This is a genomic window from Leptolyngbya sp. AN02str, from assembly GCF_050565595.1.
Classification (GTDB): Bacteria; Cyanobacteriota; Cyanobacteriia; order Elainellales; family Elainellaceae; genus Kaiparowitsia.
Map to the genome: position 1 here is coordinate 132,522 of NZ_JBNXVR010000001.1, position 15,538 is coordinate 148,059.

The following is a 15,538-nucleotide window of genomic DNA, read 5'->3' on the forward strand; positions in this document are numbered from 1 at the left end:
CTGGCAATATCAGGCTGAGGTAGACGTGGAGGGGCTGAGAACCTCTGCCCCCATCGGTTTAACCCAACAAGCAACTTGATGACGATCGCCAACTGGTTCCAGCGGCGGATCTCCGTCATGGCAACGGGCGATCGCCCACTGGCAGCGATCGGCAAAGGGGCAGCCCTTGGGATAATTCACCAAGCTCGGCGGCAGACCATCAATGGGTTGCAGTCGAGACTGGCGTACCGCATCTAATCGGGGAATGCTTTGCAACAAGCCAATCGTGTAGGGATGCCGCGGATTCTGATAGAGCATGTGCAAAGGAGACGACTCCACAATTTGGCCCGCATACATCACGAGAATGCGATCGGCCAATCCCGCCAGCAGCGACAAATCGTGGGTAATCCAAATGACCGACATGCCCAAATCAGCCTTGAGCTGTTTTATCAACTCCACAATCTGCGCCTGAATAGTGACATCCAGCGCAGTAGTTGGCTCATCAGCAATCAACAGTTTAGGATTACAGGCCAACGCCATCGCAATCATGACCCGCTGCCGCATTCCACCAGAAAACTGATGGGGAAAGTTGCGAATCCGCTCCGCTGCACCAGGAATTCCCACCCGATGCAACAGTTCCACCGCTCTCGCCTTTGCATCGGCCTTGTTCAACCCCAAATGCAGCCGAATCGCCTCAGTCATTTGCTGTTCAATCCGCAGCACCGGATTGAGCGAAGTCATTGGGTCTTGAAAAATCATGGCAATATCGTTGCCGCGCAACGCCCGAATCTCTGGCAGGCTCATGGTCAGCAGGTTACGCCCCTCAAACCACACCTCACCCGCCTCAATTCGCCCCGGTGGCTCAATCAGCCGCACCACGGATAACACCGTCATGCTCTTGCCCGAACCCGACTCCCCCACAATGCCCAGCGTCTCGCCCGCTTCCACATGAAACGATACGTCGTTTACCGCCTGCACCACACCGCTGCGAGTATAAAAGCGAGTCGTCAAGTTTTGAACATTCAGCAGATGATTCATCACTGCGATCCATTAGCAACACTATCGAGGCGGTACTGCAGAAGAGGTACTGCCGCCCATCCCATTACCCCATCGGTGGGGACTCGTCACGATCGCCGCTGTTGCGGGTCAAGCGCTTCCCGCAACCCATCCCCCAGCAGGTTAAATCCCAACACCGTGACCACAATCGCCAGCCCAGGAAAGGTCGTCACCCACGGAGCCCGACGAAAGTAATCGCGCCCTGCCGCCAAAATTGCGCCCCACTCCGGCGAGGGCGGCTGCGCACCCAGGCCCAAGAACGATAGCGCCGAGGCCGACAGCACCGCCACCGATACGCCCACCGTTGCCACCACAATAATGGGCGACAGGATATTGGGCAGTAAGTGACGAAAGATCAGCCGCCCATGCTTTGCACCAACAGCCTGTGCGGCTTTGAAATATTCTTTGTTCTTTTCCACCAGCACCGCGCCATAAGTAACCCGCGCATAGAACGGAATCGCGCTAATGCCGACGGCAATCATGGCATTTTGCAAACTTGGCCCCAGCACCGCTACCGCTGCCAACGCAATCAGCGTTTCGGTGAAGGAAAACAGCACATCCATCGATCGCATCAGAATCGCTTCAACCCAGCCTCCGGCATAGCCCGCTACCAGTCCAAACAGCACCCCCACCGTCATAGAAATGCCCACGGCAATCAAACCAATCATGAGGGTGAGCCGACTGCCATACACCACTCGGCTAAACAAATCGCGGCCAAACTCATCGGTGCCAAACCAATGAGCGGGACTAGGAGGCTCTAGGGTGGGACCAGCATTCATTTGGGTGGGTTCAAAGGGGGCGATCGCCGGGGCAAATACGGCCACCAGCAGCAACACCAGCAAAATGAACGCGCCCAGCTTGGAACCCGGACTACGCAATAGCACCCGCAGAAACTGGCGAAATTCTTTGGATTTGAGAGCGTTCTCTCCCACAGAAGCCGCCGCGCGAAGAAACGGTTGAGTCATAGCACCAGCAAACGTAAGCTGCCAAATACGTGAAATCGTTAGTTGTACGTAATGCGTGGATCGATCCACACGTACAGCAAATCCAGCAGGATAGACACCAGCACCACCACCGTCGCAAAGATGAGAATGAATCCCTGAATCGTGGGATAGTCCCGTTGAAAGATCGACTGAATCGCCAAGCGCCCAATGCCATTCCAGGCAAACACGTTTTCCACCACGATCGCCCCACCCATCATGTAGGTAAACTGCAACCCCAACATATTCACGACATTCACCATGCCATTGCGAAATGCATGGCGCGACAGCACCACATTCTCGCCCAACCCTTTAGCGCGAGCAGTGCGCATGTAATCCTGCGACAGCACATCCAGCATGGAGGAACGGGTAAGTCGGGCAACTGAGGCGGCATTGGCCAAGCCCAGCGTAATGGCAGGCAACACCAGATTCTTTAGGTCAGTTCCCGATACCGGAAACCACCCCAAGCGAATCGAGAACACATAAATCAACATCAACCCCAACCAAAAGCTTGGGACTGAAATTCCCAAAATTGATCCGGCCATCAGCGTTGTATCCAGCCAGGTGCCGCGCCGATACGCTGCAAAGACTCCCGATAGGACACCCACCACCATCGTCACCAGCAGGCTACTGACCGCCAGCAATAACGTGTTGGGCAAGCGCACCAGCAGCAAATCCAAGACAGGTTGATTCCCTCGAATCGTTGTGCCAAAGTCACCGCGCAAAATGCGCCCCATGTACATGAGGTACTGCTCCCAAATTGGGCGATCGAGCCCCAAGTTTTGGCGAATTTGCTCGAGTTGTTCAGGTGTGGTGGATTGAGACTGCGCATACATAATCTGCACCGGATCACCTGGAACCAAGTGGATCAGGAGCGTGACGGCAATCGTTGTAATCCAAATCGTGAACAGTCCGCCCAAAATACGCTTGATGAGATAACGGGTCATGAAATTGCCAGCTCAGACTTGGATAGAACACAGTGCTAGGACTTACGCACTTCATCCGAAAAACCAGGGGTTGAATGATTTTTGGAGCGCTAAGCGCTCCAAAAATCATTCAACTGCGTAAGTCCTAAATGCAACAAAAGCAGTTGGAACTGACGCAAGAATCGAGTGTGTTTGTGTTGTGTGTGGGGTGAAACGCACTCTACACACAACACCCATGCGTCAGTTCAGACAGTTACGAGGAACATGGCATCCGATGCCCCGCAAGGGTATCTATTGCAGCCTTACATCGTTGAAGACAGGCCGATTAAATGGCCCAATCTTGTAGCCTTCAACATTGCTGCGGGTGGCATACACCCAGAGGGAACCCGGCGTATAAAGCGGCACATGCACCGCATTCGTGAGCAGATATTCCATCACGTCGTTGACAGCGGCGCGGCGCTCCTCCTGATCAACAGTGGTGCGGGTTTGCTCTAGCATGGCGTCGAGTTCGGGACTTTGGTAGCCGCTGTAGGCTCCTGGCGAATGCCAGAGCTGATAGAGAATGTCGGGGTCAAACCAAGCCCAATCCATCAGGTCAAAGGTGCTGGGACCGCTAGTCTTTTCGTTTTCCTGCTTCACCCGAGCGTTAAGCGTGCCAATGTCCATGGTCTCCAGTTGGGCATCAATCCCAACCTGGGCTAACTGGCTCTGAAAAATTTGCACCATCTTTTCACGGTTGTCGCCCGTGGAGGTCATCAGGATGACCTTCATGGGGTTTTCGGGAGAGTAACCGAGTTCAGCCAACAGTTCTTTGGCGCGATCGGGGTCATGCTCGTAGCCATGCTGTGCGCAGAAATCTTGATCGTTGGCGAACACGCCCCGGCTGATGGGACAACGCTCGCGCTGTACCAGGTCATCTCCAAAAGCGGTTTGGATCGCTGCATCCACATCGACTGCATGGGCCACGGCTTGACGGGCGCGAATATCGTTGAATGGTGGGCGCGAAATGGTGAATTCAAAGAAGAAGTTTTGTCCCGTGTTTTCAGCAACGTGCAGTTCCAGGTTGTCGTCGTTCCGAACGGCATCCAAATCATCCAATGGAGGATTTACGATTAGCTGCACCTCACCCGTTTGTAGGCCAGCCAACCGCGTTTGGGCTTCGGGGATTTGGCGAACAACGAGGCGATCGAGGTAGGGCGCACCAGGGTTTTCGACCGGTCGCCCAAATTTCTGATAGTTTTCATTTTTATCCAGCACGATTTCGTCGCCCTTGGTCCAACTGACCAGTTTCCAGGGGCCAGTCCCAATGGCGCTGCTCACACCAAACTGGGTCCCGGCATCGGCGTTGCTATCGCAGAGCATGCTGGCAAACGGGTCTGCCATGAAGGAGAGAAACGCCCCAAACGGTGAGGCGAATCGGAAGGTGACGGTTTGATCATCCACCACTTGCACTTCCGAAATTGGCCCCCAGGCTCCTTTGGTAACGCTGGGGTTGTCGTTGCTGATGGCGCGATCGGCAGTGTACTTCACGTCGTTAGCATCGAATGGGGTGCCATCGTGACACTGAATGCCGGGATTGAGGGTAAAAGTTACTTCGGTGCCGTCGTCATTGACCTGCCACTCGCTGGCCAGATTCGGCACAATCTCGCCGTTATCGTCGAATGCTAAAAGGGTGTCGTAGAGCTGATCAAAGATTTGCCAGGAAAGGGTGGTGGTGGTGCGGTGTGGATCGAGGGAATCGGCATCGCCGTAGCGTGCCCAAACCAGAGTTCCGCCCTCGGCACTGGAAGCTGTAGCGGGATCAGTGTTGGTGCTGGTGTTGGTGGAGCCACCGGTACACGCTGTCGCCAAGAGCAAGACCAGAGCAAGACTTGCCGTTAGCCATTGAGGTTTTGTTGTCGAAATAGGTTTCAAAAACTTCTGAAGATTCATGGTGGTAGACCGTCTCAGGTGCAGTTGAAGGCAATAGATTTCTTGCTTGAACCTGACAAGAATGGGGGCGGTCAATCTTGCCCGACAGCCTGGAACTGATGCAAGAAATCTAAAAGTTTAGCGATCGCACCTATTGCTGGAGGTGCACAGAATGATGAGGAGGCTACTGCTTTGCACCTACTCAACTGACGTGAGTTATTGCAAAGCAACTTTTCATCTTAAAGATGAATGTATGCAGTATACAGACAGAGCAATAAGGAAAAGTCAGCGATCGCTTACATGAACGAGAGAGTAGTGCACAATACATTGCCCAAATTGTGCTGAATCTCTAGCAGTTCACTGTTTTTTAGACGTTCAAGATTGAATTATCCTTAATCAAATCTTTAGGTTCTTCACAGTGCTTTATTTTCAAAATTTTCTCTACAAAGCCCTATTGAAAAACCGCTCAAATTCAGTCTTGAAAAGGAATCTATCGATTACTCTTAATAGAGAAAACTGAAATTTTGAATCGTGAAATTTGTAGCAAATTGCAATGTTTAAATCAGAAAAAACAGAACGAGAAAAAATGCTCGCTGGCGAACTGTATCTTGCTAGTGATTCGGAGCTTGTTACTGCATCGCAGAGAGCTGGCCGTCTGTTGCAGCGCTACAACGCAACCGACGTTGACGCATTCAATCAACGTCAAGAATTACTCCATGAGCTGTTGGGCAGTATAGGCACATCGCTCACGATTGTGCCGCCGTTTTATTGTGATTATGGAGTGCACATTCACCTGGGCGATCGCGTGTATATGAACACAGGTTGCGTCATTCTTGATTGCAATACTGTCCACATTGGCAACGATGTGTTGTGTGCTCCACGTGTGCAAATCTATGCGGCATACCATCCCGTTGAGCCAGAGCTACGCCTGACGGGGCGCGAGTTAGCCGCACCTGTCCGCATTGGCAATAATGTGTGGCTAGGCGGTGGCGCGATCGTGTGTCCTGGAGTCACCATTGGTGACAACACCACCATTGGCGCAGGCAGCGTTGTCACCAAAAATATTCCAGCCAATGTCGTTGCAGTTGGCAATCCCTGTCGAGTTGTGCGGAGTCTCACCCCACCAGCCAGTCTTGAATAATGCGATCGCCACCTCTACCCAACGCAACGCCATCGACATAGCGCCGAATCAGCAATGAAGCGTATGATGAGAACATTCGATCTTTAATACATCCGATCTTTTATCATTCCAAGCTTCGGCTTCACCGCTACAAGAATTCAGTACGCCATGGCGATCATTTCCTCCAAGCAACCCGATCCAAATGCGGACTCCTCTTCTCCAAAACGGGCTGCTCAGGCTGCGAGTCCTAGCGAGAATGTTCTTTTGCAGCCAGAGCGCGCACCCGAAGAATTCGGCAAGCCCGAAGAAAGCCTGCGCCCAAAGCAACTTGCAGACTACGTGGGCCAAAAAGATTTGAAGGAAGTGTTGGCGATCGCCATTCAGGCCGCACAAGCTCGCAAAGAAACACTCGATCATTTGCTGCTGTATGGCCCCCCCGGACTCGGCAAAACCACCATGTCGCTGATCTTGGCACAGGAAATGGGGGTGGATTGCAAAATCACCACCGCCCCAGCCCTGGAGCGGCCTCGCGATATTGTGGGCCTGTTGGTCAATTTAAAGCCTGGCGACGTTCTATTTATTGACGAGATTCATCGCCTGTCTCGCGTCACCGAAGAAATTCTTTATCCAGCGATGGAAGATGGGCGCATCGATATCACCATCGGCAAAGGCCAAAGTGCCCGCACTCGCAGCATTCCCCTGCAAAAGTTCACGCTGGTCGGTGCTACCACGCGGGTCGGTGCCCTCAGTTCGCCCCTGCGCGATCGCTTTGGGTTAGTGCAGCGGCTCCGGTTTTATGAATTGGATGAGTTGACGCTGATTGTGCTACGCGCGGCAGAAATTTTGAACACACCCATCACTCAAGATGGAGCAGAAGAAATTGCTCGGCGATCGCGCGGTACTCCTCGAATTGCTAACCGTCTGCTGCGCCGTGTCCGCGACTTTGTCGAGGTCAAAGCGGCTGGCGAGTCCATTCGAGAAGCGATCGCGGCTGAGGCACTGGAACTATTTAATGTAGACCCTTGCGGCCTCGACTGGACCGATCGCCGTATGCTCTCCGTCATGATCGAAAACTATGGCGGAGGCCCCGTTGGGCTAGAAACCATTGCCGCTGCCACGGGTGAAGATTCCCAAACCATCGAAGAAGTCTACGAACCCTATCTGATGCAAATTGGCTACCTCAACCGCACTCCACGCGGACGAGTCGCCACCGCAGCCGCATGGAAACACCTGGGCTACACTCCACCCGACAGCCAACTGTCTTTTATGCATTAGCACGCTGGAGCGATCGCCGTAGTGTGCGATCGCGCACTACAGCGACGGATTTGGGAACGGGACTCCAGGGGTAGAGCCCTGAGTAGAGCCCTGGAGCGACGGACTGATCACTTGTGCCATGGTTGCCGACTGAGGTTGCAACGGTGGAATACCAGAATAGCTGCTGATTTGCACAAAGCTTGGCGTGAACAGAAAGATGTGGTCACCCAACCGCTCTTGGTGCCCATCCACCGCATAAGCGCCACCCGCCACATAGTCAGCCGCCCGCTGAGCCTGATCCGGATCCATCATCCCCAAATTCAGCACGACAGACTTCCGTTCTCTCAACGCCCGTACCGCTTGGGGTATTTCTTCAAAAGTCCGAGGCTCCATGAGAACGACCTCGGGCTGGCCAGCAGGAAGACGCGGCATACCGACAACCTTGTTGGCACCAGCATCTTCCGCCACAACCCGGCGACGACCATAGCCTTGGCGCTCTGAGTAGCCCTCGGGGTAGACGTATTCTTCATCGTAGAGTTCGTCCTCGTATCCCTCGTCCTCATAGGACTCCCCAATCCCCAGAACATCCTGTAAGCGCTGGAAAAAAGTCATGGCTACGACCTTTATAGTTCATTTGTTCTATTTTAGAGTAATTTTTATGAGACGAATACCGCCTGATTCAAATTGGTTAGGAAGCGCTTCAGTCAGCAGATGTGACGAACATCACCAGTTTTTTCCGCCGCCATCACGCTAAGAAAATGGTGAAATCACGGATTTCCCCGGACAACATCACGATTTCACCCCGGTTGCTGTCACCTCGCTTCTGGGCAAAACCATTGATGATGATAGAAGCAACGCAACGTGTTTCCTTCTCTACCAGGCGATATGACTAAACTTCGTCACAAATCCACTCGTGAAGTCACCCCTACCTACTGGCGGCAGCTGATTGAAGCTGGAATTCCCATCGATGCAGCCAATGCCATCGCATGGGCGATCGCCCGCTATGATGCAGCACGTCGTATTCCCAATGCGTACCAAAAAGCGCTCATCAATCGCTACTGTCCATTGGTTTGCCGAGCTGGTTTGTGGCGATCGCAACTCTTGCTCGATGCGTAAGTTACTGGCCATTCCTTATCCAGTTTGCTCTACGTCCCAGCGGTTGCCAGCCTAAATCCCTACCCCTTCGTTTGAGGAGATTCCTTTGATGCAGTCATCAGTCAGTCGCGAATTTGCGCTAGCACAAGCATCCATTGAGCATGCCATTTATTTTTTAGAAATCGGAGCCGATAAACGCGCTGCTGCCTATTTCAAATTTGCATCCCAAAAGCTGAAGGATGTATCTGACGAACTATCGCCCCAATCGATGAGGTCTCACCGAGTAAACTAAACCCTTGAATATCGATTCTTGAATACAAAGCCTTAGATCAGTTAAATCCTTGGGTTAATCTCAGCTTCAGTTTTGGCTTTCACTACATTTCAGCACAAACAAATCATGGGTGTCTCGGCAACATTCAAGCGAGTTCTTAAAAAAGCCGATGTCGTTCGCAGTGCGGACGGCATCGGCTTTTAAGGTTCATGATCTTTACCCACAAAGCGTTGGGTTCCTTAATTTTTTAGGTGGAGTGGTCTATTGTTTGCGATGAGCAACGCTTTGCAATTTAGCGGCAAGGCAAAGTGTGTTCATGAGCGGCTCGGTACAGCCAACTGAATGGATTAGAGCGATCGCATGCTGCTATTACCAATGCAACCAACCCAGCAACCGCCGCCAACCCGTCGCACGAGTACGCCCCAAAGCGCGCTCGTAGCTTGCATATGCCTCACGATAGCGACTCAATCGATGCAACGCGACACCGCGAAAGGTCCAGGTTTCTGCATCATCCGGCTGAATCTCCAGAGCCTTACCGCAGCTTTCTAGCGCTTCCTCATAACGCTCAAGGTGGATCAAAACAACGCATCGAAACACCCACCCCTTCAAGTGCAGCGGCTGTTGGTTCAACCCCTGATCAAACCAACTCAACGCTGCTGCGTACTGGCCTTCATCAGCCAGGGCAACTCCTCGCCAATACCAAGACTCTGATTCAGCTGCAGAAGCTGCCTGCAACTGGGAAACACCGCTTAAGGAAAAAGAATGGCTCATATGTACTCAATTATTCCTGCATAACAGAACCAACATCTGTACAGAAACAGTATTACAACCCTGTTCTTTACCATCTCTCAATCATCAATTGATCGTGCAAATTGCACCCACCCCAATTTTCCAATAACCGAGTCCCTGATGGTGTTGTGTTCATACAACCACTTGATATAGAGCCATTTTCATAAAAAAGCACTATCGGTGTAGTGATTTAAATCAAGCTGAATTCTAACTTAGCCTTCATCAACCAGGCACCAATGCTTCACGAATTGTCGTATTTACAGCAATGCAATAAATATCAAAAGCCTCGTTCTAAGAAAAAGTATTTTTTTCAGACAATTAACACCTTCAAGTAAAACTTAGCAGTACATGAAGCGATTCCTTTAAGAATGCTTTATCAAAGGTCAGTATATCCACTTAGTTGATAATACTGATAAAAATCTGGATTGCTTGCCAAACAAAGCTTTTAGCGATGCAAAATCCAGACAAATCAATGTTTTTTCAAGGCTGTAATGTGGTTTTCACGTAAACCAAACATCCAGAAATAAATCAACCGGATTTAGCTTTTATTGAACAATAAATGTGGGTTCACACCCCCTTTTACACAGCTTAGTAATTCCGCTATGTTCGTTGTAGAGAAAAGTTATTTCTCCAAAACACCTAGTACATTTCGCCTATGTAATCAGTCAAATTGCTGAACCCAATTCATGGATATCCGTGAGTATCCATATGTTCAAAGAAGGTAGATGATTGTGTTATTTACTGACTGTTATCAATAGCACCACAGCCACAGACTCTTTCCACTGAGTCACAATAATCTTCTAATTGTGTCTTTTTGGAATACCTTCTTCGTTCTTGAATTCATTCTTTTTCAGCTTATGTTGTGTTCCCTCATGTATCACTATTGGTCACGTCTTGGCAGTTCTTTACTCACTAGTTTGATGAGTGCATTGAAGAAAAAAATCCAATTTCTAAATGCTCTCCAATTTCCAATTTCCTAATGATTGATCGCGTGTTTGAGGAGAAGTGAAAATGTCTCGGGATGCTCTCGTGGTTGGGATCAATACCTACCGATATCTGTCGGGGTTGCAGGCTCCTGCCAGAGATGCAGAGGCGATCGCACAAGTCTTCCATACCCAAGGAGACTTCCGCGTTCAGCGTCTGCCAGAAATTATTCAATCCAGCCAACCTAGAATTGGTCAATCAACACCTGTTACTCTTCGTGATTTAGAAACAGCGTTGATTAACCTATTCAAGCCCAAGGGAAAAAATATTCCCCACACGGCGGTCTTTTATTTTTCTGGCCATGGCATTCAGCGGGATGCAGGTATCCAAGAAGGGTATTTAGCAGTTAGCGATTCAAATCCCGAGGCTGGGTTTTACGGATTGTCTTTGTTTTGGTTACGCCGACTATTGCAAGAAAGTCCTGTGCGGCAACGCATTGTGATTTTGGACTGTTGCCATAGCGGGGAATTACTCAATGTGCTGGAAGCAGATCCGGGGGCAAAAGCCGGAACCGATCGCCTATTTATTGCAGCCTCTCGTGAATATGAGGTCGCTTACGAATCTTTGGATGGGTCTTACAGCGTCCTTACCAAAGCATTATTAGAAGGGCTGGATTCGCGCCAAACTGCATCGGGAATTGTCACGGGTCATTCTTTAACCGCCCATGTGAGCCAGCGGCTAAAGGGTGAGCTGCAACAACCCTTGTTTGAGAATTCGGGGAGTGAAATTATTTTGACCCGCGCTGGAGTGCAGTCTGGCCTGGTCACTCCGACAGCGACAGGCACCACGCAGCCATCCGTCGCCGATGTGTGCCCATACCGGGGTTTGCAGTTTTTTGATGAAGCTCACGCCGATTTCTTTTTTGGTCGCGAAGAGCTGACAGACCAACTATTAAATAAGATTCAAAGCTCCAACTTTGTAACGGTTCTTGGGGCATCAGGTAGCGGAAAATCGTCGCTGGCGCGGGCGGGTGTATTGCATGAGCTACGCCAAGGCAAACACATTACCGGGAGCGATCGCTGGCGGCTAAAGCTCATTACCCCTAGCGAAAACCCCATGCGCAGTTTGGCATCGGCGTTTATTGACAGCACCTTGCCCGACCTAGAGCGTGCCGAACAGCTCCGCCGAGCCGAACAATTTTTGCAAGCCGGAGGCCAGGGCCTAGCCCAACTCATTCGCGCAACTCTTGCGCCCGAAACCAGCATTACCACTGGGATTGGGGACAGCCCACGCGCTCGTATGGTGCTCCTCATTGACCAATTTGAAGAGGTGTTTACGCTTTGCCGGGACGAGGCAATTCGTCGCCAGTTTTTCAACTGCTTAATTACAGCGATCGAAAGTTGCAGCGAACAGTTTACCGTCGTCCCTGTGCTGCGTGCCGATTTCTTTAATAAGTGTCTGCGCTACGACAATCTAGCCCGCTATCTCAAGCGCAAAATTGTTCGGGTCATGCCGCTTAGTTACGAGCAAATCAAAAACACCATTGTTCGCCCTGCCAAAAAAGTGGGTCTACAGTGCGAGCCCAATCTGGTGTACACCATGCTGCTAGATGTGATGGGCTCACCGGGAGAGTTGCCGCTCTTGCAGTACACCCTGTTAGAGCTATGGCAGCGGCGTCAACTGGCGGAAGGGGACCAACCACCGAAGCTAACGCTCAATACTTATACAGAACTTGGCGGTGTGCGAGGCACCTTACAAACCCGAGCGACCCAAATTTATGACAGCCTGCCGGCGAATGAGCAAGCAGCGGCAAAGCGCATCTTCTTGGCGCTGACTCAGTTGGACGAGGGAACCGAGGATACGCGTCGTCGAGTCACGAAATTAGAGTTAATTAGCCCAGCATTTCCACTGGAGCTTGTCGATCAAACGTTGGAAAAGCTCGTTGCGGCCAAACTGGTGGTCACTAATCAACCCGCGAACGAAGATTCGACGATTCTGGATATTCAAGAGACCGTTGATATTGCCCATGAAGCATTGATTCGCAATTGGCCATTATTGCGAGGATGGCTCGACGAAAACCGTGCATTGTTATTGCGGCAACGTCGGTTAGAGCGCGAAGCGCAAGAATGGGTTAGGCTCAATCGGCCCAAAGATGCAGGCCACTTACTGCACGGTAGCCGACTGATGGATGCGCGCGATTTTCTGCGGATGTATCCGCATGAACTGTCGGCGATCGCCTCTCAGTATATTCAGATCAGCCTGATGCGCCACCAACGAGAGCGGCAAAAGGCAAAACTTCTGAAATTGGGCATTCCCACCGTCCTAACGGCAGCAGTGGCGATCGCACTCAACCAATATCAGGTCACCCTGCAAACCCAAGCCGAAAAGGCATACCAGGCCAATATTGCAACCTCGCGTGAGCGAGCGGCGATCGCCCAATCCATTCTGCAAGAGCCTCAGCGCGACTCTATGGCGGCCTTACTCATTAGTCGATTGGCAGTCGAACAGGGCGAGCGCACCTACGAAGCCCAATCGAGCTTGAGAGCGGCCTTACGGGATTTGCGACTGCAGCTTCAGTTTGAGGGCCACAAAGCCAGCATCAATCAACTCGTGTTCAGCGCCAACGGTCGTTATATGGCAACGGCCAGCCTAGATGGCACCATTTGCCTGTGGAGCGAAACCACGCAGGTCATTCGGGTTGCCAGCCGCATCGGCCCCAAGCACCAGTTGCAGTGGCAAACGGCCATCAGCCCTAAGCAATCCGAGGCTCGCGTCTCCATTACCGAACTTGCCTTTAGCCCCAACGCCTCCCAAATCGCGGCGATCGCCGCAGACTCCAATCAGATCAAAATTTGGGATAGTGAGTCCGGCATTCTGCAATTTGAGATTGAACTACCTGAAGTAGCAACCCATATTGCCTACAGTCCAGATGGGAAACTGCTCGCAGCCAGCAGTGGCAACATTTTGACCTTTTGGGATACCCAAACCGGGCAATCCCGAGGCCAAATGAGCCAAACTTGGCCAATTGACTACCTCGCCTTTGGCCCCACCGAGCTAACCCTGCTGCTGGGAAGTGCAAATGGTTCAGTGGAGTTGTGGGACGTTCTACCCCTGAGCACGACACCAGATACCACGAAACCGATGGAGCAATTTGTCGGGTTGGAAGCGATCGCCACTTTAGCGCACAACGCTTCAGTGACCCGGGCACGCTTTAGCCCCAGTGGGCAATGGATTGTTACCACCAGTAGCGATGGACGAGCCAGACTGTGGGACGTAGCCACAGGCAAACTCAACACAGTGTTGAGCACCCAATTTGGATTTGAACCGATTGCAGACATGGAACCGGCGGTGGAATCGGCGATCGCTCAACCAGCGCAGCCTGTTAGCATCAGCCACATTACAGATGCAAAGGTCAACCCCGAAGAAACGCTAATCATTACTATCGACACCAACGGCCGCAAACAGGTGTGGAATTTACAAACCCAAACGCTCCAGGCCGAGTTGGCACAGTGGCCAGTCAGTCAGCAATCGCACTCCGCCCCGCTCATCTATAGTCCCAATGGCGAGTTATTGGTGTCTACTCATCCCAAAACCGCCCAGGCTAGAGATCTCCAGGCTCAAGATGCTCAGCCTGCCATTACCAAAGCCTCGATTTGGGATGTGAACACAGGAGAGCAGCTATCGACTGTGGAGAATGGCCAATCCATTACCCAGGCGGCCTTTAGCCCAGACAATGCTTACTTGGTCACGGCGAGCGAGGCAGGCATGGTCTACTGGTGGTCAACGGGCACAGGCACAGAGCTACCTTCAGTCAAATTGTCGAACAGCTCGATTCAGTGGTCTTCGTTTATTGCAAAGGATTTCAAGCCATTGCCTGACCCTCTGTCAGAAGCCCGCGATGGCTCGACGGTTGTGACGGATGTTCCGCAGCAGGCGATCGCCCCGTCTCCAGAGGCATTGGTCAATCGGCTAATGACCGTCAACACAGAAGGCCAGCTTCAGCAGTGGACGATTGTGACCGACGAGGAGTTGCCGTCATCCGATCCATCTACCAATCCCTTAAACACAGCCAAGCAACACTTACACAGCAGCCAACTGGCAAAAAAGCACCCGCTCCACAGTGCCCGAACGGCGATGTGGGAAAGAGTAAAGGAGTTGTTGAGTCAGGAGCCTTCGCCCGAGTCCACGGCTCAGCAAAAATCGAAACCAGCTGCAATGCTGTCTCTGCAGCCTGAGGAAACGTCATCTGGCGAGGTTGCAGCTGCGACTTCACAGCATTCAACCTTGGAGCTGGACCCAGTTTCTAACGAGCTTTTGACGCAGCCAATTCAGCCATGGGAGAAACAGTCGGTCAGCGGGGTTACCCTCAGTGCAGATGGCCAGTGGATGGCGATCGCAACCGCTCAAGGCAAGCTCATTTTGCAACAGCGCCAGCCCGATAGCCAATACAGCATGACCCAAGAGCTAACAACCCGGGAGGTTATGCATCAGCTCTCCTTTAGCCCGATGAGTGATGTAGTAGCAGGGGTAACGGACAACCGCACGGTGCGGCTGTGGAATGTGGCTTCTGGTGAAGTGATTACCACGCTGAAAGGGCATCGCGACGAGATTCATCAAGTCAAATTTAGCCCTGACGGGACAAAACTGATCACTGTCAGCCGCGATCGCACCGCGATTTTGTGGGATCGTGGATCGGGTCGGATGCTGCTGCGCATTCCCCATTCCGCCGAGGTGAACAGCGCCGACTTTAGCCCAGACGGAATGCGACTGGTGACCACCCAAACGGATGGCAGCATTCGAATTTCGGATGTGGCGACGGGAACCCCCAATGTGTTCTTAACCGGCCACAAGGGTAATGCAATTGATGCACAGTTCAGCTTTGATGGCCAAACGGTGGTGACGGCCGGGGTTGATGGTACGGTGCGGCTCTGGAATGCAAAGGATGGCACGGAGCAAGCTCAACTGCGCCCTGAGATGGATCCGTCGTCTCAAATTCAGCGGGTCTTCTTCAGCCCGGATGGCCATTACGTTGCAGCACAAACGGATCAGGGGCGCATCTATTTATGGGCGGCCTCATGGCCGATGTTGATGAAGCTGGCGCGCGATCGCAGCCATCGTCAGCTCACATCCGAGGAGTGTACCCGCTATTTACGGGTCAAGAGCCATGCTTGCCCCAACTTACAGCTACCAGTTCACCAAAGCTAGGCGATCGCAATCCGCTGCTGAACGCTAC

11 protein-coding genes and 1 pseudogene are annotated in these 15,538 nt (G+C 52.0%); 6 read left to right on the forward strand and 6 right to left on the reverse strand.

What is annotated here, in order from left to right:
• Positions 1-9 precede the first annotated feature (9 nt).
• The 4 genes from ACQ4M4_RS00565 to ACQ4M4_RS00580 all read right to left on the reverse strand — a co-directional run bounded on the left by ACQ4M4_RS00565 (position 10) and on the right by ACQ4M4_RS00580 (position 4,873).
• Positions 10-1,017, reverse strand: coding sequence for an ABC transporter ATP-binding protein (locus ACQ4M4_RS00565; protein WP_430682494.1), 1,008 nt, complete (start codon positions 1,015-1,017; stop codon positions 10-12).
• An 86-nt stretch (positions 1,018-1,103) separates the two neighbouring features.
• On the reverse strand, positions 1,104-2,000 hold the full coding sequence (gene nikC, locus ACQ4M4_RS00570; protein ID WP_430682495.1) for a nickel transporter permease: 897 nt from the start codon (positions 1,998-2,000) through the stop codon (positions 1,104-1,106).
• A 38-nt stretch (positions 2,001-2,038) separates the two neighbouring features.
• Positions 2,039-2,962 carry an ABC transporter permease gene (locus ACQ4M4_RS00575; protein WP_430682496.1) on the reverse strand — a complete coding sequence of 308 codons (924 nt, stop codon included), beginning with the start codon at positions 2,960-2,962 and terminating at the stop codon, positions 2,039-2,041.
• Between the two features lie 270 nt (positions 2,963-3,232).
• Complete coding sequence (locus ACQ4M4_RS00580; RefSeq protein ID WP_430682497.1) at positions 3,233-4,873, reverse strand: ABC transporter substrate-binding protein; 1,641 nt, start codon at positions 4,871-4,873, stop codon at positions 3,233-3,235.
• 565 nt (positions 4,874-5,438) lie between these two features.
• Here ACQ4M4_RS00580 and ACQ4M4_RS00585 point away from each other — a divergent pair.
• The 3 genes and pseudogenes from ACQ4M4_RS00585 to ruvB all read left to right on the forward strand — a co-directional run.
• A pseudogene (locus ACQ4M4_RS00585) lies at positions 5,439-5,579 on the forward strand (maltose acetyltransferase domain-containing protein); the annotation flags it as partial.
• A 270-nt stretch (positions 5,580-5,849) separates the two neighbouring features.
• Entirely contained in the window at positions 5,850-5,993 is a 144-nt protein-coding gene (locus tag ACQ4M4_RS00590) for a hypothetical protein (RefSeq protein ID WP_430682735.1), read from the forward strand.
• A gap of 147 nt (positions 5,994-6,140) precedes the next feature.
• Complete coding sequence (ruvB, locus tag ACQ4M4_RS00595; RefSeq protein WP_430682498.1) at positions 6,141-7,247, forward strand: Holliday junction branch migration DNA helicase RuvB; 1,107 nt, start codon at positions 6,141-6,143, stop codon at positions 7,245-7,247.
• A gap of 36 nt (positions 7,248-7,283) precedes the next feature.
• Here ruvB and ACQ4M4_RS00600 read toward each other — a convergent pair whose 3' ends face one another.
• Entirely contained in the window at positions 7,284-7,838 is a 555-nt protein-coding gene (locus ACQ4M4_RS00600; RefSeq protein ID WP_430682499.1) for a cell division protein SepF, read from the reverse strand.
• Positions 7,839-8,111: 273 nt separating this feature from the next.
• On the opposite strand from ACQ4M4_RS00600, the gene ACQ4M4_RS00605 reads away from it, so the two are divergent.
• Together ACQ4M4_RS00605 and ACQ4M4_RS00610 are read left to right on the forward strand one after the other, a co-directional pair.
• On the forward strand, positions 8,112-8,342 hold the full coding sequence (locus tag ACQ4M4_RS00605; RefSeq protein WP_430682500.1) for a hypothetical protein: 231 nt from the start codon (positions 8,112-8,114) through the stop codon (positions 8,340-8,342).
• Positions 8,343-8,430: 88 nt separating this feature from the next.
• On the forward strand, positions 8,431-8,613 hold the full coding sequence (locus ACQ4M4_RS00610) for a hypothetical protein (RefSeq protein WP_430682501.1): 183 nt from the start codon (positions 8,431-8,433) through the stop codon (positions 8,611-8,613).
• Between the two features lie 348 nt (positions 8,614-8,961).
• On the opposite strand, the gene ACQ4M4_RS00615 is transcribed toward ACQ4M4_RS00610, so the two are convergent.
• The gene (locus tag ACQ4M4_RS00615; protein WP_430682502.1) at positions 8,962-9,363 is read right to left on the reverse strand and encodes a tetratricopeptide repeat protein; all 402 of its coding nucleotides are present in this window, start codon (positions 9,361-9,363) and stop codon (positions 8,962-8,964) included.
• A gap of 1,029 nt (positions 9,364-10,392) precedes the next feature.
• Between ACQ4M4_RS00615 and ACQ4M4_RS00620 the strand changes: the two genes are divergently transcribed.
• The gene (locus tag ACQ4M4_RS00620; RefSeq protein WP_430682503.1) at positions 10,393-15,510 is read left to right on the forward strand and encodes a caspase family protein; all 5,118 of its coding nucleotides are present in this window, start codon (positions 10,393-10,395) and stop codon (positions 15,508-15,510) included.
• Positions 15,511-15,538 lie beyond the last annotated feature (28 nt).

Excerpts from the sequence above, each read along its gene's own strand:
- ACQ4M4_RS00565 (WP_430682494.1), bottom strand. The coding sequence starts at position 1,017 with ATGAATCATCTGCTGAATGTTCAAAACTTGACGACTCGCTTTTATACT.
- ACQ4M4_RS00605 (WP_430682500.1), top strand. The coding sequence starts at position 8,112 with ATGACTAAACTTCGTCACAAATCCACTCGTGAAGTCACCCCTACCTAC.
- ACQ4M4_RS00615 (WP_430682502.1), bottom strand. The coding sequence starts at position 9,363 with ATGAGCCATTCTTTTTCCTTAAGCGGTGTTTCCCAGTTGCAGGCAGCT.
- ACQ4M4_RS00580 (WP_430682497.1), bottom strand. The coding sequence starts at position 4,873 with ATGAATCTTCAGAAGTTTTTGAAACCTATTTCGACAACAAAACCTCAA.
- ruvB (WP_430682498.1), top strand. The coding sequence starts at position 6,141 with ATGGCGATCATTTCCTCCAAGCAACCCGATCCAAATGCGGACTCCTCT.
- ACQ4M4_RS00600 (WP_430682499.1), bottom strand. The coding sequence starts at position 7,838 with ATGACTTTTTTCCAGCGCTTACAGGATGTTCTGGGGATTGGGGAGTCC.
- ACQ4M4_RS00575 (WP_430682496.1), bottom strand. The coding sequence starts at position 2,962 with ATGACCCGTTATCTCATCAAGCGTATTTTGGGCGGACTGTTCACGATT.
- nikC (WP_430682495.1), bottom strand. The coding sequence starts at position 2,000 with ATGACTCAACCGTTTCTTCGCGCGGCGGCTTCTGTGGGAGAGAACGCT.
- ACQ4M4_RS00610 (WP_430682501.1), top strand. The coding sequence starts at position 8,431 with ATGCAGTCATCAGTCAGTCGCGAATTTGCGCTAGCACAAGCATCCATT.
- ACQ4M4_RS00620 (WP_430682503.1), top strand. The coding sequence starts at position 10,393 with ATGTCTCGGGATGCTCTCGTGGTTGGGATCAATACCTACCGATATCTG.